At 72.3% G+C, this 23,076-nt stretch carries 19 protein-coding genes and 2 pseudogenes; 9 read left to right on the forward strand and 12 right to left on the reverse strand.

Features of this window, described 5'->3' with window-relative positions; genetic code table 11:
• Nucleotides 1-32 precede the first annotated feature (32 nt).
• From ACFQZ6_RS26235 to ACFQZ6_RS26255, 5 genes and pseudogenes are all read right to left on the reverse strand, one after another.
• Entirely contained in the window at nt 33-1,733 is a 1,701-nt protein-coding gene (locus ACFQZ6_RS26235; RefSeq protein WP_381613332.1) for an FAD-dependent monooxygenase, read from the reverse strand.
• A gap of 188 nt (nt 1,734-1,921) precedes the next feature.
• Nucleotides 1,922-2,824, reverse strand: a complete 903-nt coding sequence (locus tag ACFQZ6_RS26240) for an amino acid ABC transporter permease (RefSeq protein WP_381613335.1) — start codon at nt 2,822-2,824, stop codon at nt 1,922-1,924.
• Nucleotides 2,821-3,497, reverse strand: a pseudogene (locus tag ACFQZ6_RS26245) (amino acid ABC transporter permease). The gene ACFQZ6_RS26240 and the pseudogene ACFQZ6_RS26245 overlap by 4 nt, the downstream one beginning before the upstream one ends.
• Nucleotides 3,498-3,632: 135 nt before the next feature.
• Complete coding sequence (locus ACFQZ6_RS26250; RefSeq protein WP_381613338.1) at nt 3,633-4,478, reverse strand: glutamate ABC transporter substrate-binding protein; 846 nt, start codon at nt 4,476-4,478, stop codon at nt 3,633-3,635.
• A gap of 79 nt (nt 4,479-4,557) precedes the next feature.
• Nucleotides 4,558-5,334 carry an amino acid ABC transporter ATP-binding protein gene (locus tag ACFQZ6_RS26255; RefSeq protein ID WP_381613342.1) on the reverse strand — a complete coding sequence of 259 codons (777 nt, stop codon included), beginning with the start codon at nt 5,332-5,334 and terminating at the stop codon, nt 4,558-4,560.
• A 309-nt stretch (nt 5,335-5,643) separates the two neighbouring features.
• Here ACFQZ6_RS26255 and ACFQZ6_RS26260 point away from each other — a divergent pair, with 309 nt between their 5' ends.
• Both ACFQZ6_RS26260 and ACFQZ6_RS26265 read left to right on the forward strand, forming a co-directional pair.
• A complete protein-coding gene (locus ACFQZ6_RS26260; protein ID WP_381613346.1) occupies nt 5,644-6,330 on the forward strand; it encodes a response regulator transcription factor in 687 nt (228 codons plus the stop codon).
• A 9-nt stretch (nt 6,331-6,339) separates the two neighbouring features.
• Nucleotides 6,340-7,752, forward strand: a pseudogene (locus ACFQZ6_RS26265) (ATP-binding protein); the annotation flags it as partial.
• 15 nt (nt 7,753-7,767) lie between these two features.
• Here the strand turns inward: ACFQZ6_RS26265 and ACFQZ6_RS26270 are convergent.
• Nucleotides 7,768-8,769, reverse strand: a complete 1,002-nt coding sequence (locus ACFQZ6_RS26270; RefSeq protein WP_381618656.1) for a TAXI family TRAP transporter solute-binding subunit — start codon at nt 8,767-8,769, stop codon at nt 7,768-7,770.
• 213 nt (nt 8,770-8,982) lie between these two features.
• On the opposite strand from ACFQZ6_RS26270, the gene ACFQZ6_RS26275 reads away from it, so the two are divergent.
• On the forward strand, nt 8,983-9,777 hold the full coding sequence (locus ACFQZ6_RS26275) for an AfsR/SARP family transcriptional regulator (protein WP_381618659.1): 795 nt from the start codon (nt 8,983-8,985) through the stop codon (nt 9,775-9,777).
• A 26-nt stretch (nt 9,778-9,803) separates the two neighbouring features.
• Here the strand turns inward: ACFQZ6_RS26275 and ACFQZ6_RS26280 are convergent, their stop codons facing one another.
• From ACFQZ6_RS26280 to ACFQZ6_RS26295, 4 genes are all read right to left on the reverse strand, one after another.
• Entirely contained in the window at nt 9,804-11,033 is a 1,230-nt protein-coding gene (locus tag ACFQZ6_RS26280) for an ROK family protein (RefSeq protein WP_381613349.1), read from the reverse strand.
• Nucleotides 11,034-11,046: 13 nt separating this feature from the next.
• Nucleotides 11,047-12,327, reverse strand: coding sequence for a sugar ABC transporter permease (locus ACFQZ6_RS26285; RefSeq protein ID WP_381613351.1), 1,281 nt, complete (start codon nt 12,325-12,327; stop codon nt 11,047-11,049).
• Entirely contained in the window at nt 12,324-13,100 is a 777-nt protein-coding gene (locus tag ACFQZ6_RS26290) for an ATP-binding cassette domain-containing protein (RefSeq protein WP_381613354.1), read from the reverse strand. The genes ACFQZ6_RS26285 and ACFQZ6_RS26290 overlap by 4 nt, the downstream gene beginning before the upstream one ends.
• A 113-nt stretch (nt 13,101-13,213) precedes the next feature.
• Complete coding sequence (locus tag ACFQZ6_RS26295; RefSeq protein ID WP_381613357.1) at nt 13,214-14,299, reverse strand: sugar ABC transporter substrate-binding protein; 1,086 nt, start codon at nt 14,297-14,299, stop codon at nt 13,214-13,216.
• Between the two features lie 316 nt (nt 14,300-14,615).
• Here ACFQZ6_RS26295 and miaB point away from each other — a divergent pair, with 316 nt between their 5' ends.
• Together miaB and ACFQZ6_RS26305 are read left to right on the forward strand one after the other, a co-directional pair.
• A complete protein-coding gene (miaB, locus tag ACFQZ6_RS26300) occupies nt 14,616-16,142 on the forward strand; it encodes a tRNA (N6-isopentenyl adenosine(37)-C2)-methylthiotransferase MiaB (RefSeq protein WP_381613360.1) in 1,527 nt (508 codons plus the stop codon).
• 377 nt (nt 16,143-16,519) lie between these two features.
• Complete coding sequence (locus ACFQZ6_RS26305) at nt 16,520-17,257, forward strand: class III extradiol dioxygenase subunit B-like domain-containing protein (RefSeq protein WP_381613363.1); 738 nt, start codon at nt 16,520-16,522, stop codon at nt 17,255-17,257.
• A 76-nt stretch (nt 17,258-17,333) separates the two neighbouring features.
• On the opposite strand, the gene ACFQZ6_RS26310 is transcribed toward ACFQZ6_RS26305, so the two are convergent.
• Nucleotides 17,334-17,591, reverse strand: a complete 258-nt coding sequence (locus ACFQZ6_RS26310) for an antitoxin (protein WP_381613366.1) — start codon at nt 17,589-17,591, stop codon at nt 17,334-17,336.
• Between the two features lie 23 nt (nt 17,592-17,614).
• The gene (locus tag ACFQZ6_RS26315; protein WP_381613369.1) at nt 17,615-17,923 is read right to left on the reverse strand and encodes a hypothetical protein; all 309 of its coding nucleotides are present in this window, start codon (nt 17,921-17,923) and stop codon (nt 17,615-17,617) included.
• A 184-nt stretch (nt 17,924-18,107) separates the two neighbouring features.
• Between ACFQZ6_RS26315 and miaA the strand changes: the two genes are divergently transcribed.
• The 4 genes from miaA to ACFQZ6_RS26335 all read left to right on the forward strand — a co-directional run bounded on the left by miaA (nt 18,108) and on the right by ACFQZ6_RS26335 (nt 23,067).
• The gene (miaA, locus tag ACFQZ6_RS26320) at nt 18,108-19,046 is read left to right on the forward strand and encodes a tRNA (adenosine(37)-N6)-dimethylallyltransferase MiaA (RefSeq protein WP_381613371.1); all 939 of its coding nucleotides are present in this window, start codon (nt 18,108-18,110) and stop codon (nt 19,044-19,046) included.
• Nucleotides 19,047-19,153: 107 nt separating this feature from the next.
• Entirely contained in the window at nt 19,154-19,690 is a 537-nt protein-coding gene (locus tag ACFQZ6_RS26325) for a hypothetical protein (RefSeq protein WP_381613374.1), read from the forward strand.
• Nucleotides 19,691-19,755: 65 nt separating this feature from the next.
• A complete protein-coding gene (dapF, locus tag ACFQZ6_RS26330; protein ID WP_381613376.1) occupies nt 19,756-20,634 on the forward strand; it encodes a diaminopimelate epimerase in 879 nt (292 codons plus the stop codon).
• Nucleotides 20,635-20,898: 264 nt separating this feature from the next.
• Entirely contained in the window at nt 20,899-23,067 is a 2,169-nt protein-coding gene (locus ACFQZ6_RS26335; RefSeq protein WP_381613378.1) for a RelA/SpoT family protein, read from the forward strand.
• Nucleotides 23,068-23,076: the final 9 nt, after the last annotated feature.

Consider the following 23,076-nt stretch of genomic DNA (forward strand, 5'->3'; position numbering starts at 1 on the left):
CGGATGGTCAACTCGGCGTCAGCGGCCGGAAGTCAGCGCGATCCGGCCGCGGCCTCCGCCTCCGGCGCCGCGGTCGCCCCGCCCACCGTCGCGCCCCCGAGGGCCGCCTCGGCCGCCGTGTAGAGGTCGGCCGGGCGCACGCCGCCGAGCGCGGTGACCAGGTGGCCGTCGGGGCGCACGAGCAGCACGGTGTGCGCCGCCGCGCCCGGATAGCTCTCGGCGACCAGCAGCTCGGCCGGGAGCGGCAGCGCCGCCACCGCGGCGGCCAGCCGGGGCATGACCCCGGCGGTCACCCAGTGCTTGCGCTCCCACACGCCCGTCCCCGGCGCGACCAGGACGACGAGCAGCGCCCCGCGGCCGAGCCGGTCCCGCAGCCGTACGAACGTGCCGTCCTCCGCCGTCACCCGCACGTCCGTGACCGGCGCCCCCGGCGCCGTGCCGACCGGGACCGAGCCCTCCAGCCCCCGGGGCGTCAGCGGCGAGGCGGCGTACGACCCCGGCGCGCCCAGCGCCCCGCGCCCCAGGTGGCCGTCGGTGAGCAGCGCGTCATGGCCCCGGGCGGTGCCGGGGACGTAGGCGCGCAGGCCCTTGCCGCCGCGCAGTATCGGCAGCGCCTGGTCGGCGGCGCGCAGCCGGGCGGCGACCGCGCCGCGCCGCTCGCTCTGGTAGCTGTCCAGGAGCGTCTCCCTGGGCCCGTGGTGCCAGGCCAGCGCCAGCTTCCAGGCGAGGTTGTCGGCGTCCCGCAGCCCCTCGTCGAGGCCCTGCGTGCCGAGCGCGCCCAGGCAGTGCGCCGCGTCCCCGGCGAGCAGGACCCGCCCCGCCCGCCAGCGCCGCGCCAGCCGGTGGTGGACGGTGTGCACGCCGGTGTCGAGCAGTTCGTACGACGGTGAGGGCTCGCCCGTCCAGCCGATCAGCGTCTCCCGGATGCGCGCCACCAGCAGGTCGGGCGTGACCAGGTCCTTGCCGGGCGGCAGCAGCCAGTCCAGGCGCCAGACGCCGTCCGGCAGCGGACGCGCGGTCACCTCCCCGCCCGAGGGACCCGACGTCCGCCACGGGGGCGTCCTATGGAGCAACGCACGGCCGGGCCAGGGAAGTTCCGTGCGCAGCGCGGCGACGGCGTGCCGCTCCACCGCCGTACGGCCGGGGAAGCGGATGTCCTGGAGCTTGCGGACGGTGGAGCGGGGGCCGTCGCAGCCGACCAGATAGCTGCCGCGCCACCAGGTGCCCTCGGGGCCGCGGGTGTGGACGGTGACGCCGGACGGCTCCTGCTCGATGGCGTCGACACGGCTGTCGACGACGACCCTGGCCAGGTGCTGGCGGGCGAGGGCGGCGCGCAGGGCGCCGGTCAGGACGTGCTGGGCGAGGTGCAGCGGGGAGGGCCCGGCCGCCTCGGCGGGCTGCTCGCCGGGCTCCTCCTCGGCGGCGCCGAAGCCGAAGTCGTACTCCCGCGCCTCCGCGTCGTCGGCGGTGTCGAAGTCGACGGCGCGCATCACCTGCTTGCGCCGCATCGACCGCCATCCGGCCCAGTGCGCGCCCGCGTCGGCGAGCGGTGTGCCGGTCAGCCGCGTCAGCAGGGCGGCGGTGTCCTCGGGCAGGACGACCGTGCGCGCGAGCCGTGGCTCGTCCTTCCCCGGACCCTCGTCCAGGACCACGGACGGCACCTCCTGGCGGGCCAGCGCCAGTGCGAGCGTGAGCCCCACGGGCCCCGCCCCGACGATGATCACCGGGTCCACGGCGCGGCGCCCCCTGCCCGCGGCGGTGTCCCCAACAGGGACGAATGTGAACAAGAGGTTGGAGCAGGGTGCACGATCACAGAACGTATGCAACCCATTGCCGCTGCCTGCGTCAAGCGACGGAGGCAGCGGCGATCATGCCACTGCCTCCGATGTCGCCCCTGGGGTCCCTCAGGTCACTCGACGGGTCACTTCTCCGCGCCGGTGCCGTAGCTGCCGGGGACCTCGGCGGCGTTCAGCTCGTCCACGTCCTCCACGCCGAGCACCGCCCCCGTGCTGCGCTTGCTGCGCCGCAGCCTGGCCTCCAGCCAGCTCGCGAAGCTGGTGAGGAGGAAGTTGAGGATGATGTACATGATCGCCACCACGATGAAGCTCGGGATGACGTTGGCGTAGTTGGCGGCGAGCGTGCCGCGGGCGTTCAGCAGCTCGGTGAAGCCGATCATCACGCCGCCGAGCGCGGTGTCCTTCACGATGACGACCAACTGGCTGACGATGGCCGGGAGCATCGCGGTGACCGCCTGCGGCAGCAGGATGCTGGTCATCGTCTGGCTCTTGCGCAGCCCGATCGCCTGGGCGGCCTCCGTCTGCCCCTTGGGAAGGGCCAGGATGCCCGCCCGGACGACCTCGGCGAGGACGGAGGCGTTGTAGAGCACCAGGCCGGTGACGACGGCGTACAGCGGCCGGTCCGCGCTCTCGACGTCCGTGGAGCGGGCGTAGAACTCGTTGGCGAACAGCATCAGCAGCAGCACCGGGATGGCGCGGAAGAACTCGACCACCGCGCCCGCGGGGACGCGCACCCAGCGGTGGTCGGACATCCGGGCGATGCCGAAGACGGCGCCGAGCGGCAGGGCGATGACCATCGCCAGCGCGGCGGCCTTCAGGGTCTCCCCGAGTCCGGGCAGCAGGTACGTCGTCCACGCCTCCGACTGCGTGAACGGCTTCCACAGGGCCCACTTGAGCTGGCCCTTGTCGTCCATGACCCGCCAGACCCACCACAGCACCAGGGCGAGCAGGACGAAGAAGACCACCGAGAAGATGACGTTGCGCCGCTTGGCCCTGGGGCCGGGGGCGTCGTAGAGGACGGAGGTCACCGCTTCACCGCCAGTCGCTTGCTCAGCCAGCCGAGGAACAGACCGGTCGGCAGGGTCAGTACCACGAAACCGAAGGCGAAGACGGCGCCGATCAGCACGGTCTGGGCCTCGTTCTCGATCATTTCCTTCATCAGCAGGGCCGCCTCGCCCACGCCGATCGCCGCCGCCACCGTGGTGTTCTTCGTCAGCGCGATCAGTACGTTGGCCAGCGGGCCGATGACCGAGCGGAACGCCTGCGGCAGCACGATGAGCGACAGCACCTGGGTGAAGCTCAGCCCGATCGCGCGGCCGCCTCCGCCTGGCCGACGGGGACGGTGTTGATGCCGGAGCGCAGCGCCTCGCAGACGAACGCGGCGGTGTAGGCCACCAGGCCGAGCACCGCGAGCCGGAAGCCCTGGAGCTCGAAGTCGTCGGGGGCGCCCATCGTCACCCCGAAGATGTCGGCGAGGCCGAGGGAGGTGAAGACGATGATGACGGTCAGCGGGATGTTGCGGACGATGTTGACGTACGCCGTCCCGAAGCCGCGCATCAGCGGCACCGGGCTGACCCGCATCGCCGCGAGGATGGTGCCCCAGACCAGGGAGCCGATGGCCGAGAACACGGTGAGCTGCACCGTCACCCAGAAGGCACCCAACAGGGTTGGATTGTCATACTCAGAAAGAAAGTCGAACACGATCTCCCGCGCTTCCGGGTGGGTGGTGGCGGACGGGCGGGCCGCCGCCGTGATCGCGGCGGGCGGCGGCGCGCCGTGGGGACCCCGCGTGACAGGGCGGCGTCCGCGCTGGAACGCCGCCCTGGACGGACTCCGTTACTGGACGATGTCGCCGATCTTCGGGGCGGGCTCGTTCTTGTAGTTCGCCGGGCCGAAGTTGTCCTTCACGGCGGTGTCCCAGGCGCCGTCGCTGACCATCTTCTCCAGCGCCTTGTTGATCTTGTCCAGGGTCTCGGTGTCGCCCTTCTTCACACCGATGCCGTAGTTCTCGTTGCTCAGCTTCAGACCGGCGAGCTTGAACTGGCCCTTGTACTGGTCCTGGGCGGCGAAGCCCGCGAGGATCGAGTCGTCGGTCGTCACCGCGTCCACGGCACCGCTCTGCAGACCGGCGATGCACTCCGAGTAGGTGCCGTACTCCTTGAGCTGGGCCTTCGGGGCGAACTTGTCGGAGACGTTCTGCGCCGAGGTCGAGCCGGTCACGGAGCACAGCTTCTTCGAGTTGAGGTCCGTGGCCTCAGTGATGTCGGAGTCCGTCTTGACCAGCAGGTCCTGGTGGGCCAGCAGGTACGGACCGGCGAAGTCGACCTTCTGCTTGCGCTCGTCGGTGATGGAGTAGGTCGCCGCGATCATCTTCACGTCACCGCGGGCGAGGGCGTTCTCACGGTCGGCGCTCTTGGTCTCGACCCACTCGATCTGGTCGGCGTCGTAGCCCAGCTCCTTGGCGACGTACGTGGCCACGTCCACGTCGAAGCCGGAGAAGGAGCCGTCGGGCTCCTTCAGGCCCAGACCCGGCTGGTCGTACTTGATACCGATCTTGATCTTGTCGCCGCCACCGGAGCCCGAGCCGGTGCTGTCGCTGTCGTCGTCGCCGCCGCAGGCGGTCGCGGTCAGGGAGAGGACGAGGGCGGCGGCGGCCGCGGCGGTGACCTTGCGGAGCTTCATGGTGAACATCCTTTGCCTGATGAAGAGGGAACCGTCGGTGCGGGTGACGTGGGCGGGCCGCCGGGGGCGGCCGACGCCGTCAGTGGTGCAGGATCTTCGACAGGAAGTCCTTGGCACGGTCACTGCGCGGATTGCTGAAGAACTGGTCGGGCGCAGCCTCCTCGACGATGCGGCCGTCCGCCATGAACACCACGCGGTTGGCGGCCGATCGGGCGAAGCCCATCTCGTGGGTGACCACGATCATCGTCATGCCGTCCCGGGCGAGCTGCTGCATCACCTCCAGGACCTCGTTGATCATCTCGGGGTCGAGGGCCGACGTCGGCTCGTCGAAGAGCATGACCTTGGGGTCCATGGCGAGCGCCCGCGCGATCGCGACGCGCTGCTGCTGGCCGCCGGAGAGCTGGGCGGGGTACTTGTCCGCCTGGGTGGCGACACCGACGCGGTCCAGCAGGGCGCGCGCCTTCTCCTCGGCCTTCTTCTTGTCGGCCTTGCGGACCTTGATCTGGCCGAGCATCACGTTCTCGAGCACGGTCTTGTGCGCGAAGAGGTTGAACGACTGGAAGACCATTCCCACGTCGGCACGGAGCCGGGCCAGCGCCTTGCCCTCGTCGGGCAGCGGCTTGCCGTCGATCGCGATCGCGCCCGAGTCGATCGTCTCCAGGCGGTTGATGGTGCGGCACAGGGTGGACTTGCCGGACCCGGAGGGCCCGATGACCACGACGACCTCGCCGCGGGCGATCGTCAGATCGATGTCCTGGAGCACGTGCAACGCGCCAAAGTGCTTGTTGACGCCCTTCAGGACGACCAGTTCGCCGGTCGCGGCCACGTCTTCCTTGGCCACCGATACTTCGGTCATCGCTTACTGGCTCCGTCCTCCTCGGTTTCGGAGGACAGTAGCTACCCTACGCGACCTGCGTCATTACATCTGAGGCGAATTTGAGTATCACGATCCGATAGCAGCCGGACACGGCTGGTAGCCCCCGTTGACCTGCGCCGGTATCGGCCGGATAACGGAACCCGCCCGGGGAGCGGAACTCCCTTGACGCCGTCGTCGTCCATCAGCGTGACTGCCATGTGCACACGCGCGCGTGCGTGTGCCCTACCCGTGGGACCGGTCCGGCCGGTGACCCCGTTCCGTACCAGCGATGAACCGAAGGAGGCCAGGGTGAGACTGCTCCTCGTCGAGGACGACGACCATGTCGCCGCCGCCCTGTCCGCGGTCCTCGCGCGGCACGGCTTCGACGTCACCCACGCGCGCAGCGGGGAGGAGGCCCTCCAGGCGCTGGTCCCCGAGGGCGCCGGGTTCGGGGTCGTGCTGCTCGACCTCGGCCTGCCCGACCAGGACGGCTACGAGGTGTGCGGCAAGATCCGCAAGCGCACCACCGTCCCGGTGATCATGGTCACCGCGCGTGCCGACGTCCGCTCCCGCATCCACGGCCTCAACCTGGGGGCCGACGACTACGTGGTGAAGCCGTACGACACCGGGGAGCTGCTCGCGCGGATCCACGCCGTCAGCAGACGCACCGTGCCGGAGGATCCCGGCGGGGGCGGCTCGGCCGCGCTGCGGCTCGGCTCCGTGCACATCGAGCTGCCGACGCGGCAGGTCACCGTGGACGGTCTGGTCGTCCAACTGACCCGCAAGGAGTTCGACCTGCTCGCCCTGCTGGCGCAGCGCCCCGGCGTCGTCTTCCGCCGGGAGCAGATCATCAGCGAGGTGTGGCGCACGAGCTGGGAGGGGACCGGGCGCACCCTGGAGGTGCACGTGGCCTCGCTGCGCGCCAAGCTGCGGATGCCCGCGCTGATCGAGACCGTGCGGGGCGTCGGCTACCGGCTCGTCGAGCCCGCCGCCTAGCGGGGCTCGGTGCGCACACGTCTGCTGCCGCTGCTGATCATCCTGATGGCGGCCGTCCTGCTGGCCCTCGGCGTGCCGCTCGCCGTCAGCGTCGCCGCCGCCCAGCAGCAGCGGGTGGTCGTCGACCGGATCGACGACACGGCGTTCTTCGCGGCGCTCGCCCAGTTCGTCACCGACACCCCCGGCGGTGCGCCGCCCGCGCCCCCGAACGAGCGGCTGGAGACCCTCAGCCGGGAACTCGACAGCTACCACAAGGTCTACGGCATCCGGGTCGGCGTCTTCTACCGCAACCGCACCCCCATGGCCAACGCCCCGGTGGAGTGGCTCCTCCCCCAGTCGGGTGAGGTGCGGGACGCCTTCGACGAGGCGCTGCTGAGCCGCCGCAGCGACGACCCCGAGCAGGTGTGGCCCTGGCAGCGGGGGCGCCTGGTGGTGGCGTCGCCGGTGATCCGGGACGGGGACGTCGTCGCCGTCGTCGTCACCGACTCGCCCACCGGGCAGATGCGCTCGCGCACCCTGTACGGCTGGCTGGTCATCGGTGTCGGTGAGATCGCCGCGATGCTGCTGGCGGTCGGGGCGGCGCTGCGGCTGACCGGGTGGGTGCTGCGGCCGGTGCGCATCCTGGACGCCACCACGCACGACATCGCCACCGGACGCCTGAAGTCCCGTGTCGCGGTCGGCAGCGGGCCGCCGGAACTCAGACGGCTGGCCCGGTCGTTCAACGAGATGGCGGACAACGTCGAGGACGTCCTGGAGCAGCAGCGCGCCTTCGTCGCCGACGCCTCGCACCAGCTCCGCAACCCGCTCTCGGCGCTGCTGCTGCGCATCGAACTGCTCGCCCTGGAACTGCCGGAGGGCAACGAGGAGATCGCCTCCGTCCGGACCGAGGGCCGCCGCCTGGCCCAGGTCCTGGACGACCTGCTCGACCTGGCGCTGGCCGAGCACTCCGCGGCCGACCTCCAGCTGACCGACATCGGCGCGCTGACCGCCGAGCGCGTCGCCGCCTGGGCGCCGACCGCCGAGGCCAAGGGCGTACGGCTGGTGGGGGACTGCCCGCCGACGACCGCCTGGGCCGACCCCGTGGCGCTGTCCAGCGCCCTGGACGCGGTGATCGACAACGCGGTGAAGTTCACGCCGGAGGGCGCGGACGTCGAGGTCGCGGTCGCTTCCCACGGCGACACCTCGACCATCGTGGTCGCGGACCACGGGCCCGGTCTGACCGACGAGGAGCTGTCCCGCGTGGGCGACCGCTTCTGGCGCAGCGGGCGCCACCAGAACGTCAAGGGCTCCGGCCTCGGCCTGTCCATCTCCCGCGCCCTCCTCGCGGCGGGCGGCGGGCGGATCGCCTACGACCACCACCTGCCGGAGGGCACCGACGGGCCGCGGGGGCTGCGGGTGACGGTGACGGTGCCCCGGTCGGGCCGGCCGGGCGGGCGCCTACGGCTTGACCGAGCGGTAGTAGCGCCGGGCGCCGTCGTGCAGGGGCAGCGGGTCGGTGTAGATCGCGGTGCGCAGGTCGACGAGCTGGGCGGGGTGGACGTGCCTGCCGATGCCGTCGCGGCTGTCGAGGACGGTGCGGGTGACCCACTCGATCAGCGTCGGGTCGACGTCCTTGCGGGTGATCAGCACGTTGGACACCGCGATGGTGGGCACCGTCCCGGCCTCCCGCTGGCCGGAGCGGTAGGGCGACTGCGGCATGTTGGTGGCGCGGTAGTAGAGGGTGCCGGGGCCCTGGCGGTGCAGCCGGGTGACGAACTCGGCGTCGATCGGCACCAGCCGGAAGTCGAACGTCTCGGACAGCTCCCGCAGCCCGTCCGTGGGCAGTCCGCCGGACCAGAAGAACGCGTCGATCTCCCCGTCCCGCAGCCGGTCGGGGCCGGTGTCGATGCCGTCGGGCAGCGGGGTGATGTCGTGCTGCGGGCTGATGCCCGCCGTCCGCAGCACCCGCTCCGCGATCAGCCGTACGCCCGAGCGCGGCAGCCCGACGGCGACCCGCTTGCCCTTCAGGTCCGCGACGGACTCGATGTCCGAGCCGTGCGGGACGACGAGGTGCACGTAGTCGTCGTACAGCCGGGCGACCCCGCGCAGCCGGTCGGCGCCCTCCCCGCCGTCGAGCTGGTACGTCTCCACGGCGTCCGCCGCCGCGATCGCGAAGTCGGCCTCGCCGGTCGCCACGCGCGCGATGTTCTGCTGCGAGCCGTCACTCGTGACCAGCTCCACCGTCAGGTCCGGCATGTCCTTGTCCAGCTCGGTGCGCAGCAGGGTGCCGTACTTCTGGTACACCCCGCGCGGGGTGCCGGTGCTGAAGGTGATCGTGCCGCTCGGCGGTGTCTCGCCCAGCGGCAGCAGCCACCACAGCAGCAGCCCGAGCACCACGACGCCGACGGCCGCGCCCCGCAGGGCCCAGCGCCCGCCGAACCGGGGGAACACCTTGGACATGCGCGCGATCCTGCCAGCCGGTGCGCCGTGGTGACCAGGGCCGTTGTCACACCGCAACGCGGGCGGCCCCGGGCGGCCCGGTGCTGTCGGTGGCCGCGCGGCCAGCTCCGGACGGCGGCTGACCCGGGCCAACGCGCGCTGTCCAGCCGGAGTCGAGGGCGGACCCGCACAATGCGACGTCATGGCGCAGGTCGCGACCCTACGGGGGTAATCATGCGGTTCCGGATTCTGGGCACCGTCGCGGTCGGTACGGGCGGTGCCTACCACACCGTCCCGGGGCGGAGTCAGCGCGGTCTGCTGGCGAGCCTGCTCATCCAGGCGCCCGCCGTCGTGCCCGCCTCGACGCTGTACGACGAACTGTGGCCGCGGAACCCGCCGGTCAACGTCGAGAACGCGCTCCAGGCACACGTCTCACGGCTGCGCCGCACCCTGGTCCACGCGACCGGCGACCCGGCGGCGGGGGACGCGCTGCGCACCCAGGGCTCCGGCTACCGCCTGGACGTGGCGCCGGACGCCGTCGACCTCAACCGCTTCCGTGAGTACGTCCGCCGTTCCCGCCGGGCGCTGGCGGGCAACGACCTGCCCGCCGCACGGGCGCTCCTTGACCGGGCCCTCGCGCTGTGGCAGGGCGCGCCCCTGGGGGACGCGGCGGTGGGGCCGCTGTGCCGGGGCGCCGTGGCGGAGTGGGAGGAGGAGCACCTGGCCGCGCGGGAGGACGCCCTCGGGCTGCGCGTCCGCGCCGGGGAGGCGATGCGGGCGGTCGGCGAGCTGAAGCGGATGAGCCTCGCCCACCCGGGGCGGGAGCGGATCACCGAGCTGTTGATGGTGGCGCTCTGCCAGAGCGGTCGGCAGGCCGAGGCGGTCGGCGTCTACCACGCGGCCCGGCGGCGGCTCGCCGAGGAACTCGGCAGGGAGCCGTCCCCGAAGCTGCGCCGACTGTTCCGCCAGTTGCTCAGCCAGGACCCCGTCCTGCACCGCTCCACCGTGCCGCTGGGACGCACCGCGTGACCGGCGGTCCCCGCGACGCGGCCGTCCTACCGTCGGCCCCGCGGTTCCGGCGTCGGACCCGCGTGGGCCAACGCCTCCAGCGGGCCGTCCAGGATGCGGGAGAAGGCGAGTTCGGCGGCGCCGATGAGGGCGGCGTTGTCGCCCAGCTCCCCGACGCGCAGCCGCAGGTGCTCCCGCGCGGGCGTGAGGGCGTGGGTGTTGATACGGCTGCGGATCTGCGCGGCGGCGCCGAGGAACACCTCGCGGAGCGTGCCGCCGAAGACGACGGTGCGCGGGTTGAGGACGTTCACCAGGCTGGCCACGCCGATGCCGAGCCAGTCACCGACGTCGTGCAGGGCCGCGCGGGCGGCGATGTCGCCCCGGTCGGCGGCCTCGACGACGGCGCGCACGGCCTCCCGCCCGGTGGCCGAGGGGTCCCGTCGGGCGCCCTCCAGCAGGGCGCGCTCCCCGGCCTCGGCCTCCAGACAGCCCCGGGCGCCGCAGCCGCAGGGCCTGCCGCCGCGCGGGTTGACGACGAGGTGCCCGACCTCCCCGCCGTACCCGGCGTCACCGCCCAGCAGTCGGCCGCCGGAGATGACGCCGCCGCCGATGCCGATGTCGCCGTGCAGGTACAGCAGCTCCTGGCAGCCGGTGCCCGCGCCGCGCAGGTGCTCGGCGAGGGCACCGAGGCTGGCCTCGTTCCCGACCGCCACGGGCAGGCCGAGGTCCAGCCGACGGGTGAGGTCCTCCCCGAACTCCTCGTCCTCCCAGTCGAAGTGGAAGGCGGCGCGGACCAGGCCGTCGGGCTCGCGGACCAGCCCGCGCACGGCGGCCCCCACACCGACGCAGACGGTGCCCGGCCGCGCGCTGTCCGTCAGCTCACCGGCGAACCCCGCGAGGACCTCGGTCACCTCACCGACGCCGCGGTGACCGGCGGACAGGGCGGCCTCCCGCCGGTCGAGGAAGACCCCGCCGAGGCCGACGCGCGCCGCGGTCAGCCGGTCCACGCCGACGTCGAAGGCGAGGACGTACGCCCGGTCGTGCTCCGACCGTACGACCAGGGACGGCCGCCCCGCCCTGCCGGTGTCCCGGGGGAGTTCCTCGCGGACGAGTCCGGCCGAGGCCAGATCGCTGACCAGCCCCAGGATCGTGCTGCGGTTGAGGCCCATGCGGTCGGCCAGGACCGCCCGGGACAGGGCGCCGTCGATGTGCACGTGGCGGAGCAGGGTGCCGAGGTTGTGCCGACGGATCTCTTCCTGCGAGGGACCGGCTTTCATGGTCCCCCGAATCTCATCGTTGTGGGGCGCGGCGACGGGACAGCGCGTCCACGCCCGCGGCCACGAGCAGCACCGAACCCGTGACAGCGTACTTGACCCCCGAGCTGTACCCCATCAGACCCATGCCGTTCTGGATGACCGCGACGACCATGCCGCCGAGCACCGCGTCCACGACCCGGCCGCGCCCGCCGAACAGGCTCGTTCCGCCGATCACCGCCGCGCCGACCGCGAGCAGCAGCACGTTGCTGCCACCGGTGTTGGGGTCGACCGAGTTGCCCCGGGACGCGGCGATGATGCCGCCGACCGCGGCCAGCGACGAGCAGATGACGAACGCGGCGATCCGTACGGCGGCCACGTTGATCCCGGCCCGCCGAGCCGCCTCGGGGTTGCCGCCCACGGCGTAGAAGTGCAGCCCGAACGAGGTGCGCTGGAGCACGAACGTACCGGCGACGAGCAGGGCGGTGATGACCGGCACCACGACCGGGACGCCCTTGAGCGAGTCGACGATGACGTTGCGGCTGCGCTCCTGGTTGAGCAGGTGGACGGCGACCGCGCCCAGCACCGCGAGGCCGCCGATCCGCACCGCGAGCAGCGCGGGCGGGGCGGTGGAGAGCCCGCGCTGGCGGCGGTTGAGGTTCTGCCTCAACTGGATGGCCGCGTAGCCCGCGACGCAGAGCGCCAGGAACACCCAGCCGAGGGCGGGGGAGAGGTTGTCGTTGGCGATGGCCAGGATCGTCTGGTCCCGCACGGAGACGTTGGTGCCCTCCTTCAGCAGCATCAGCACGACGCCCTGGAAGCCGAGGAAGGCGGCCAGGGTGACCACGAAGGAGGGGATGCCGACCTTCGCGACCAGGACGCCGAGGAGCAGGCCGATGACCGAGCCGGTGACGATCGCCGCTCCCACGGCGCCGTACCAGGGCCAGCCGTGGTCGGTGAGCAGGATGGCCAGTACGGCGGCGCAGACCCCGCTGGCGTACCCCGCGGACAGGTCGATCTCGCCGAGGAGGAGGACGAAGACCAGCCCCATGGCGATGGCGATGCTGCCCGCGCCCTGGGTGAGCAGGTTGGCGAAGTTCAGCTCGGACAGGAAGACCGGGCGCAGCGCGGCGAAGAACACGCACAGCACGATCAGGCCGAGTACGGCGGGCAGGGCGCCCAACTCGCCGCCGCGCAGCCGCTCGACGTAGCCGTGGGCGATGGAGCGCAGGCTCGCGGGGTCGGTCGTGGCGGTCTTGCCGGGGGTTCTGGGGTCGTCCGGCATGTCCGGCTTCTCGGGGGCGACGGCGGCGGTCATGCGGTGGCTCCGTTGGTGGTGGCGAGGCCGAGGTCTCCGCTGCGGCCCGAGGTGATGAGTTCGACGACCTGGGAGTGCGTCACGTCGGACGCCTTGACCTGGGCGGCCATCCGGCCCAGGTAGAGGGCGGCGATCCGGTCGGACACGGCGAAGACGTCGTTCATGTTGTGCGAGATCAGGACCACGGCGAGGCCGTTGTCGGCGAGCCGCCGGACCAGTTCGAGGACCTGTGCCGTCTGGGCGACGCCGAGCGCGGCGGTCGGCTCGTCGAGGATGACGACCTTGCTGTTCCACAGCACGGCCTTGGCGATGGCGACGGTCTGCCGCTGGCCGCCGGAGAGGCTGGAGACCTGCTGGCGGATGGACTTGACGGTGCGGACGGAGAGCCCTTCGAGGGTCCTGGCCGCCATCTCCTCCATCGTCGCGTTGTCCAGGACGAGTCCGCGGCGCTTCTCACGGCCGAGGAACATGTTCTGGACGATGTCGAGGTTGTCGCAGAGCGCCAGGTCCTGGTACACGATCTCGACGCCCAGGGCCGCCGCGTCGCGCGGGTTGTGCACCTGGACCTGCTCGCCCTCGAACCAGTACTCGCCGCCGTCGATGGGATGGATGCCGCCGATGCACTTGACGAGGGTCGACTTCCCGGCGCCGTTGTCGCCGATGAGGGCGGTCACCTCGCCCTCGTGGACGTCGAAGTTCACGTCGTGCAGCACCTGCACCGGGCCGAAACTCTTGTCGATCCCGCGCAGTCGGAGGATCGGGGTCGCTGTCATGGAAGACGGCTCCTTACGGTCGTGAGGTCGCGGGCCGCGGGGGTCAGGTCCCGCGGCCCGCGGTCGGCTGGTCCGAACATCCGCCTACGGTTCGAACCCGCCCGTCAGGGGAGCTACTTGATGCCGGCCTCGGCGCACAGGGCGGCGTACTTGCCCGTGCACAGCTCGTCCTTGGTGACGAAGCCGTCGTCCACGACGTCCTTGACGTTCTCCTTGTAGATGGCCACCGGGGTCTCCAGCACGGCCGCGACCTCGCGCTTGCCCTCGGGGTCCTGGACGGTCGCGTTCGTCTCGCCCTTCTCGCCCTTGGCGAGCGAGATGGCCAGCTTGGCGGTGGCGTCCGCCTCCTTCTTGACCGCCTTGTAGACCGTCATGCACTGGTCGCCCGCCAGGATGTTCTGCAGCCCCTGCGCGGTGGCGTCCTGCCCGGTGACCGGGACCTCGCCGTTGCGGTTCTGCTTGCGCAGCACGGCGATGGCGGCGTTGCCCAGGCCGTCGTTGGCGGCGAGCACGCCGCCGATCTTGGGCTCGCTGGTGAGCATCTGCTCGAAGATGGTCCCGGCCTGCGCGTTGTCCCAGTCCGGGACCGACTGGTCCGGACCCTTGACGAACTCGCCCGACTTGTACTTCGGGTCGAGGACGCCGTTGTACCCCTCGGCGAACAGGGTGGCGTTGTTGTCGGTCGGCGAGCCGTTCAGCGTGGCGATGATCGGCTTCTTGGCCTTCATGTCGCCCAGGCACTTGCTGAGGCCCTCGCCCTGCAACTTGCCGACCTGGGTGTTGTCGAAGCTGACGTAGTACTGCGCGGAGCCGCCGAGGGTGAGCCGGTCGTAGTCGATCGTGGCGACGCCCTGCGCCTTCGCCTTGTCCAGCACGGCCTTGCCGGTGCCGCTGTCGAGGTTCACGATCACCAGGACGTTGACGCCGTTGGTGATCATCTGGTCGGCGATGGTCTGGAACTGCTGCTTGTCGCCCTGCGCGTTCTGGATGTCGTAGTCCACCCCCGCGGCCTTGAACGCCTCGCTGAGGTACTTGCGGTCCGCGGTCTCCCAGCGCGCCGAGGACTTGCTGTCCGGGAGGATCACGCCGATCTTCGGCTTGTCGCCGGCGGAGCCGGAGGAGCCGTCGTCGGAACCGCAGGCGGTGAGCGAGCTGGCCAGCGCCACCGAGGCGGTGATGAGCAGGAGTCCCTTGCGCATGGGCAGGGTCCTTTCTGGTGTTACGGCCGGACGACCGGACGCACGGAGATGAGGAGAAGACCGAGAAGGGTGCTCTCGGGAGGAATGCCGGATCTCGGATGATCCGCCCGGCTGAATGTTGTGAGCGGGAACTTACGGCGCTCCTCCGTCGGTGCGCCAGAGGTAGGCGGCGGCCATTTGTCATCCGCCATAACAATTAGGTGACGCCGCCGTGACACGGGGCGCGCGCCCGCGCGGGAGGGCGACCGGAGAGGCGTCCGCTCCGGCGAACTCACCGTGGGCCGGGGCGCTCCCGGCACCCCCTTACCCTTGAGCCATGACCAGCAGCAGCCACCGGAGCCCGGCAGTGGACGTTCCCAGCACCCAGACGTACGAGATCCGCACCTACGGATGCCAGATGAACGTCCATGACTCCGAACGTCTGGCCGGACTGCTGGAGGACGCCGGGTACGTGCGCGCCCCCGAGGGCTCGGACGGCGACGCGGACGTGGTCGTCTTCAACACCTGCGCCGTCCGCGAGAACGCCGACAACCGGCTCTACGGCAACCTCGGCCACCTCGCGCCGAAGAAGGCCAGGCGGCCCGGGATGCGGATCGCGGTCGGCGGCTGCCTGGCGCAGAAGGACCGCGACACCATCGTGAAGAAGGCGCCCTGGGTGGACGTCGTCTTCGGCACCCACAACATCGGCAAGCTGCCCGTCCTGCTGGAGCGCGCCCGCGTCCAGGACGAGGCGCAGGTCGAGATCGCGGAGTCCCTGGAGGCGTTCCCCTCCACCCTGCCCACCCGCCGCGAGAGCGCCTACGCGGCCTGGGTGTCGATCTCCGTCGGCTGCAACAACACCTGCACCTTCTGCATCGTCCCGGCGCTGCGCGGCAAGGAGAAGGACCGACGGCCCGGCGACATCCTCGCGGAGGTGGAGGCGCTGGTCGCCGAGGGCGTCTCGGAGATCACCCTGCTCGGCCAGAACGTCAACGCCTACGGCTCCGACATCGGCGACCGCGAGGCGTTCAGCAAGCTGCTGCGGGCCTGCGGCCGGATCGACGGCCTGGAGCGCGTCCGCTTCACCTCGCCGCACCCGCGCGACTTCACCGACGACGTGATCGCCGCGATGGCCGAGATGCCGAACGTGATGCCGCAACTGCACATGCCGCTCCAGTCCGGCTCGGACACCGTCCTGAAGGCGATGCGCCGCTCCTACCGCCAGGACCGCTACCTCGGCATCATCGAGAAGGTCCGCGCGGCCATCCCGCACGCCGCGATCACGACCGACATCATCGTGGGCTTCCCCGGCGAGACCGAGGAGGACTTCGAGCAGACCCTGCACGTCGTCCGCGAGGCCCGCTTCGCGCAGGCGTTCACCTTCCAGTACTCCAAGCGCCCGGGCACCCCGGCCGCCGAGATGGACGGCCAGATCCCCAAGGAGGTCGTGCAGGCGCGCTACGAGCGTCTCGTCGCCCTCCAGGAGGAGATCTCCTGGGACGAGAACAAGAAGCAGGTCGGCCGCACGCTGGAGCTGATGGTCGCCGAGGGCGAGGGCCGCAAGGACGGCGCCACCCACCGCCTCTCCGGCCGCGCCCCCGACAACCGCCTGGTCCACTTCACCAAGCCCGACCAGGAGGTACGCCCCGGCGACGTGGTCACCGTCGAGGTGACGTACGCCGCCCCGCACCACCTCCTCGCCGAGGGCCGGGTCCTCGACGTCCGGCGCACCCGCGCGGGCGACGCCTGGGAGAAGCGCAACCTGGAGACCACCAAGCCGAAGGGCGTCCTGCTGGGCCTGCCCACGATCGGCGCCCCGGCCCCGCAGGCGGTTCCGGCGGGCGGGGGGTGTGGGTGCGACTGAGGGGGGGTGCGGTGAGGTGGGGTGCGTCTTAGGCGGGGCCTGACCGGTGTCGGGGGTGGCCGGGCGTGGCGGTGACGGGCGTCGATGATGACGGCGCGTGGGCGGTGACCGGCGTCGGGGGGACAGGGTCTGGGCGGTGACCGAGGGCCTGGGGCGCGTTGGGCGCTGGTGACCGGCGTCGGCGGTGGCTGTGCGTCAGCGGTGACGGGTGTCTGCCGTGACCGGGCCTGGGCGGCGTTGGGCGTCGGCGGTGACCGGCGTCGGTGGTGGCCGGGCCTGGGCAGGGTTGCGCGTCGCGGGTGACCGGGCGTGGGCTGTGCCTGGTCCGTCCTGTGTGGGGGGCAGCCCGCGGCTGGCCTGGCGTTACGCTGCGGATCATGCTTGTCGTCGCCGCAGTCTGTCCCTGCCCGCCCCTCCTCGTGCCCCAGGTCGCCGCCGGTGCCGCCCCCGAGCTGGACGCCGCGCGAGCGGCCTGCGTGGACGCGCTGGGCGTGCTCGCCGCCGCCCGCCCGGACCTGCTGGTCGTGATCGGCCCGGACGACACCGACACCGACGCGGGCACCGACACCCGTCGGTACGCCCAGGGCGCGCCCGGCACCTTCCGCGGCTTCGGGGTCGATGTCGACGTACGCCTCGGGCGCCCGGCCGCCGAGCCCGGCGCCCAGCCCTCCCCGGCCCTCCCGACGTCGCTCGCGGTGGGCGCGTGGCTCCTGGAGCACACCGGCTGGTCGGACGCCCCGATCGAGGGACTCGCGGTCCGGGAACCGATCGAGGTCGACCGGTGTATCACAGTCGGAAGGGAAGTCGCCGCCCGAGCCGCCCGGGTGGCACTGCTGGTGATGGCCGACGCCAGCGCCTGCCGCACCCTGAAGGCACCGGGCTACCTCGACCAGCGCGCGGAGCCCTTCGACACCGCGGTCGCGCACGCCCTGGCGACGGCGGACACCACAGCGCTCACCACCCTGGACCCGGCCCTGGCCCACACCCTCAAGGCCGCGGGCCGCCCCGCCTGGCAGGTCCTCGCGGGCGCGGGCGAGACGGCGGACCTCGCCGGTGCCCTGCTGTACGAGGCCGCGCCCTACGGCGTGGGGTACCTGGTGGTCACCTGGTCGTAGCGGACACGCACGACGGCGGACGACCGCGGAGCCGGGGCTCCCGGTCGTCCGCCGTGGGACGTGGGGGACGCGTGCGTCAGGAGGCCGGCGGCGGCGTGCCGGGCCCGTCGCCCGAACCGGTGTCGTCCTTGTGCGCGAGCCGGTCCATGGCGTCCTTGGCCTTGCCCGTCCCCGTCTGGATCCTGTCGCTGTACTTGCCCTTGGTCCTCTCGTCGACGGCCTTCGCCGCCTTGTCGAGACCGTGCTGGATCTTGTCCCCGTGCTGCTGCGCGAGGCCCGAGACCTTGTCCCTGGCAGGGCTGAGCTTGGCCTTGAAGTTGTCGAACAGACCCATCGTTCACCTTCCCTCGCGGGCAGTTACGTGCGGGCGCCCTCACCGGCCTCGTTGTCGGCCGCCGCCTCGGCGGACTGCTGCTTGGGGATCTCGACGTCGGCACCGCTGCCCTCGGCACCGTCCGTCGTCGTCCCCTTCGTGCCCGTACCCGCGTCGGCCCCGGTGGACTCCTCCGTCACCGCCGCCTCCGTGGTCTCCGCCGCCTCGGCCGCCGTCGATCCGGCCTCCGAGGCCCCGGCGCCGGTCTCAGCCGCCCCGGTGCGGGTCTCAGCGGTCTCCGCCGCCTCCTCCGTAGCCTTCGACCTCCGGAAAAGCCGTGCAAAAACGCCCATATCAGCTCCATACGTTACTCGTGTGAGCGAAATCCCGCGTCGCCCGGGCCCGCCTGCGCGAACCACCCGTGCGAACCGCCAGCCCGAACCGGCAGCGAGAACCTCGCAACGGGCAACGAGACCGGACCCGCGCTGTCACGTAACTCGTTCGAGGGCACACGCGCAGGTTTGGGAGACTGGTGCGGTGAGCAGCGCAGCCCCCGCCCCCCGAGTCATCGCCGTCGTCGGACCGACCGCGGCCGGAAAGTCCGATCTGGGCGTCTTCCTCGCCCGACAACTCGGCGGCGAGGTCGTCAACGCGGACTCCATGCAGCTCTACCGTGGGATGGACATCGGCACCGCCAAACTGACGCCCGCCGAGCGCGGCGGCGTCCCGCACCACCTCCTCGACGTCTGGGACGTCACCGTCACGGCCTCCGTCGCCGAGTACCAGCGGCTCGCGCGGGAGCGCATCGACGCCCTGCTCGCGGCCGGACGCTGGCCCGTCCTCGTCGGCGGCTCCGGCCTCTACGTCCGCGCGGCCGTCGACAACCTGGAGTTCCCCGGCACCGACCCCGAGGTCCGGGCCCGCCTGGAGGAGGAACTCGCGCTGCGCGGCCCCGGCGCCCTGCACGCCCGCCTCGCCGCCGCCGACCCGGAGGCCGGACGGGCGATCCTGCCCAGCAACGGCCGCCGCATCGTCCGCGCGCTGGAAGTGATCGAGATCACCGGCCAGCCCTTCACCGCCAACCTCCCCGGCCATGACTCCGTCTACGACACCCTCCAGATCGGCGTCGACGTGGCCCGGCCCGAACTGGACGAGCGCATCGCCCGCCGCGTCGACCGGATGTGGGACCGGGGTCTCGTCGACGAGGTGCGCGCCCTGGAGGCGCAGGGCCTGCGCGAGGGGCGTACGGCGGGCCGCGCGCTCGGCTACCAGCAGGTCCTCGCGGCGCTCGCCGGTGAGTGCACCCTGGACGAGGCCCGCGCGGAGACCATCCGTGCCACCAAGCGCTTCGCGCGCCGTCAGGATTCGTGGTTCAGGCGTGACCCGCGCGTGCACTGGCTGAGTGGGGCCGCGACGGACCTCCCGGAACTTCCGCGACGGGCACTGACGTTGGTCGAACGACCGGTTACAGCCTGATCACGTCATGGCATCGGGACGCTCCGGCCGTCATCGGCGCCTGTGGTGCCGTGCCATCATCGACCTTCGATCGACCAGTGGAGTCCAAGTTGGGAGGGCGCGTGGCGATGGAGGCCAGCCCTCGCGACACCGCACAGGACACGGCGCAGAACGCCGAACACCTCGCCGAGCACGTCAGCGCCGCCGCGGCGGAGGGTGACGGACCCGAGCGGGACGACGACCGGTTGAGCCCCGACGGTCCGGACGACACGCACGACGGCGTGACCGCCGACGGCCCCGAACCGGACGAGATCTTCGTCGGCGGACCCGAGGTCGAGGTCGAACTGCGTCCGCAGCGCCGGATGCGGATCTGGCAGCTCGCGCCGATCGTCGGCCTGGGCGCGCTCGGCTCGCTGATGTTCGCCTTCCCGCTCGCCTTCGACTTCGGCGACAGCGGGGCCATGATCGCGATGCTGGGCCTGCTGATCTGCTCCTGCGCGGCGGGCTGGGGCATGATGGCCGCCCGCCGGGTCGGCTACACCTGGCCCGGCCTGCCCCAGCGCGGCTCCGGCCGCCGCCTGGACTGGCGGGTCGTCCTCGCGTACGTCGTGGTGGTCGCCGCGGTGGTCGTCCTCGCCGTGTGGCGCGTGGCCCGCCTGCGCTGACCGGACGTCCGCACCCACGGCTCAGCGGCACGGTCGCTGTCGTACCCACCCCGTACGATCGAGGAATGAGCACGCGGATCGCCTTCCTCAAGGGGCACGGCACGGAGAACGACTTCGTGATCGTCCCGGACCCCGAGAACGCCATCGACCTGCCCCCGGCCACCGTCGCCGCCCTGTGCGACCGCCGCGCGGGCATCGGCGGTGACGGACTGCTGCACGTGGTGCGGTCCGCCGCCCACCCCGAGGCCCGGGGGATGGCGGCCGAGGCGGAGTGGTTCATGGACTACCGCAACGGCGACGGCTCCATCGCCGAGATGTGCGGCAACGGCGTCCGCGTCTTCGCGCGCTACCTCCAGCACGCCGGACAGGTCACCGAGGGGGACCTCGCCGTCGCCACGCGCGGGGGCGTCAAGACCGTGCACATCGCCAAGGACGGCGACATCACCGTGGGCATGGGCAGGGCGCGGCTCCCCGAGGGCGACGTCACCGTGCGCGTCGGTGAGCGGAGCTGGCCCGCGGTCAACGTCAACATGGGCAACCCGCACGCGGTCGCCTTCGTGGCCGATCTCGCCCACGCCGGGGACCTGCACGAGGCGCCGCCGTTCAGCCCGGCCGCGGCCTACCCCGACGGCGTCAACGTCGAGTTCGTGGCCGACCGCGGCCCACGGCACGTGGCGATGCGCGTGCACGAGCGCGGCGCCGGTGAGACCCGTTCCTGCGGCACCGGCGCGTGCGCCGTGGCGGTCGCCGCCGCCCGCCGCGACGGCGCCGACCCGGCCGCCACGGGCACCCCGGCGACGTACACCGTCGACGTCCCCGGCGGACGTCTGACGATCACCGAGCGGCCGGACGGCGAGATCGAGATGACCGGTCCCGCGGTGATCGTCGCCGCGGGCGAGATCGACGCGGAGTGGCTGGCGGACGCCGTACGCGACAGACGCTGAAGGGGGCGCGGGGCGGCCCGTCGAGCGGCGCGGGCCGCATACGAGTTCGGCCCGCGGCCTTTCCGTGGCACGACAGAACGGTCGTAAACGTTCAAACCTTCGCTCGAATGGGTGATCCGTTTCACGCTCGACGAGAGGCGGTCAGTCGCGCGTGGTGGGCTCGATAGCATCAAGCACCGGCCCGGACGGGGGAGAAGTCGCCATCTCCTGAGCCGTGTCCGCCATGGGGCACCGCGTCCGCCGGTCCAGCAGCCGGAGGTGCCCATGAGTGCGGAGGCCACGAACCCAGCGACCCCAGGCCCCGTGGTGCCCACAGCCCCCCGCAGGCGGGCTCGCCCACGACTGGACCTGCGCCGCCTGGGCCGCGCCGCGCTGCTCGGGCCGGGCGCCCGCGACCGGCTGCCCGACGCCATCGGCCACGTCGTCGACGCGCACCGCGCCCACCACCCCGACGCCGACCTCGAACCGCTGCGCCGCGCCTACGTCCTGGCCGAGTCCTCGCACCGCGGCCAGATGCGCAAGAGCGGCGAGCCGTACATCACCCACCCGCTCGCCGTCACCCTGATCCTCGCCGAACTTGGCGCCGAGACGGTGACGTTGACCGCCTCCCTGCTCCACGACACCGTCGAGGACACCGACGTGACGCTGGATCAGGTGCGGGACGAGTTCGGTGAGGAGGTCCGCTATCTCGTCGACGGCGTCACGAAGTTGGAGAAGGTCGACTACGGCGCCGCCGCCGAGCCCGAGACCTTCCGCAAGATGCTCGTCGCCACCGGCAACGACGTCCGCGTGATGTCGATCAAACTCGCCGACCGGCTGCACAACATGCGCACCCTCGGCGTGATGCGCCCCGAGAAACAGGCCCGCATCGCCAAGGTCACCCGCGACGTCCTCATCCCGCTCGCCGAGCGCCTCGGCGTCCAGGCCCTCAAGACGGAGCTGGAGGACCTGGTCTTCGCGATCCTCCACCCCGAGGAGTACGCGCACACGCGCGAGTTGATCGCGGAGAACGCGGCACGCGCCGACGACCCCCTCACCGCGATCGCCGACGAGACGCGCGCCGTCCTGCGCGAGGCCGACATCCCCGCCGAAGTCCTCATCCGGCCCCGGCACTTCGTCTCCGTGCACCGCGTCTCCCGCAAACGCGGGCAGTTGCGCGGCGCCGACTTCGGGCGGCTGCTGGTGCTGGTGAACGAGGACGCCGACTGCTACGGCGTCCTGGGCGAGCTGCACACGTGCATGACGCCGGTCGTCTCGGAGTTCAAGGACTTCATCGCCGTACCCAAGTTCAACCTCTACCAGTCGCTGCACACCGCCGTCGCCCGCCCGGACGGTCAGGTCGCCGAAGTCCTCATCCGCACCTACCAGATGCACAAGGTCGCGGAGGCGGGCGTCGTGGCGCTCGGCAACCCGTACGCGCCCCCCGTCACCGACGAACCGGGCGACGGCGAGCGCGCCGACCCGACCCGGCCCGGCTGGCTCTCCCGCCTCCTCGACTGGCAGCGCGCGGCCCCCGATCCCGACACCTTCTGGTCGACCCTGCGCGAGGACCTCGCCCAGGACCGGGAGATCACCGTCTTCCGCCCCGACGGCGGCACCCTCGGCCTCCCCGAGGGCGCGACGTGCGTGGACGCGGCGTACGCGCAGTACGGCGAGGACGCGCACGCCTGCATCGGCGCCCGCGTGAACGGCCGTCTGGCGACGCTCAGCACGGTGCTCCGGGACGGCGACACCGTCCAGCTCCTCATGGGGCAGGACCCGGCCTCCGAGCCGTCCAGGGAGTGGCTGGAGCACGCCCACACGCCCGCCGCGCGGATTGCCATCCAACGCTGGCTCGCGACGCACGCGACCACGGAGACCGCGCCCCCACCCCCGTCAACGGCCAGCCCGGACGACGCGGCCCCCGCCGCCACCGCCCAGCGGACCGGGCGCCCCGACGCGCACCCCACCACCCCCCGTTCCGCCTCCGCCAGCGCGATCGTGGACCTGCCCGGCGCCAGCGTGCGCCTCGCGCGCTGCTGCACCCCCGTACCCCCCGACGAGGTCACCGGCTTCGCCGTACGCGGGGGCGCGGTGACCGTGCACCGCGTGGAGTGCGCGGCGGTGGCGCGGATGAAGAACGCGGGGCGCGCGGAGGTCGGCGCGCGCTGGGACGAGCCCACCGCGGACGGGACGACCGGCTGCCGGGTCACCCTGTTCGCTGAATCGTTCGGCCGCCCGCACCTGCTGGCCGACCTCACCGAGGCCATCGCCCTGGAGGGCGCCGAGATCGTCTCCGCCACCGTGGAACCCCCCAGCCAGCAGCGGGTCCGCCACACCTACACCCTGCAACTCCCCGACGCCGCCCTGCTCCCCGCCCTGATGCGCGCCATGCGCAACGTGCCCGGCGTGTACGACGTGAGCCGCGCGCAGCACCCGGTGTCGGCCTCCTGACCCGGCCCG

The organism is Streptomyces flavalbus, assembly GCF_042674625.1.
GTDB classification, from domain to species: Bacteria; Actinomycetota; Actinomycetes; order Streptomycetales; family Streptomycetaceae; genus Streptomyces; species Streptomyces flavalbus.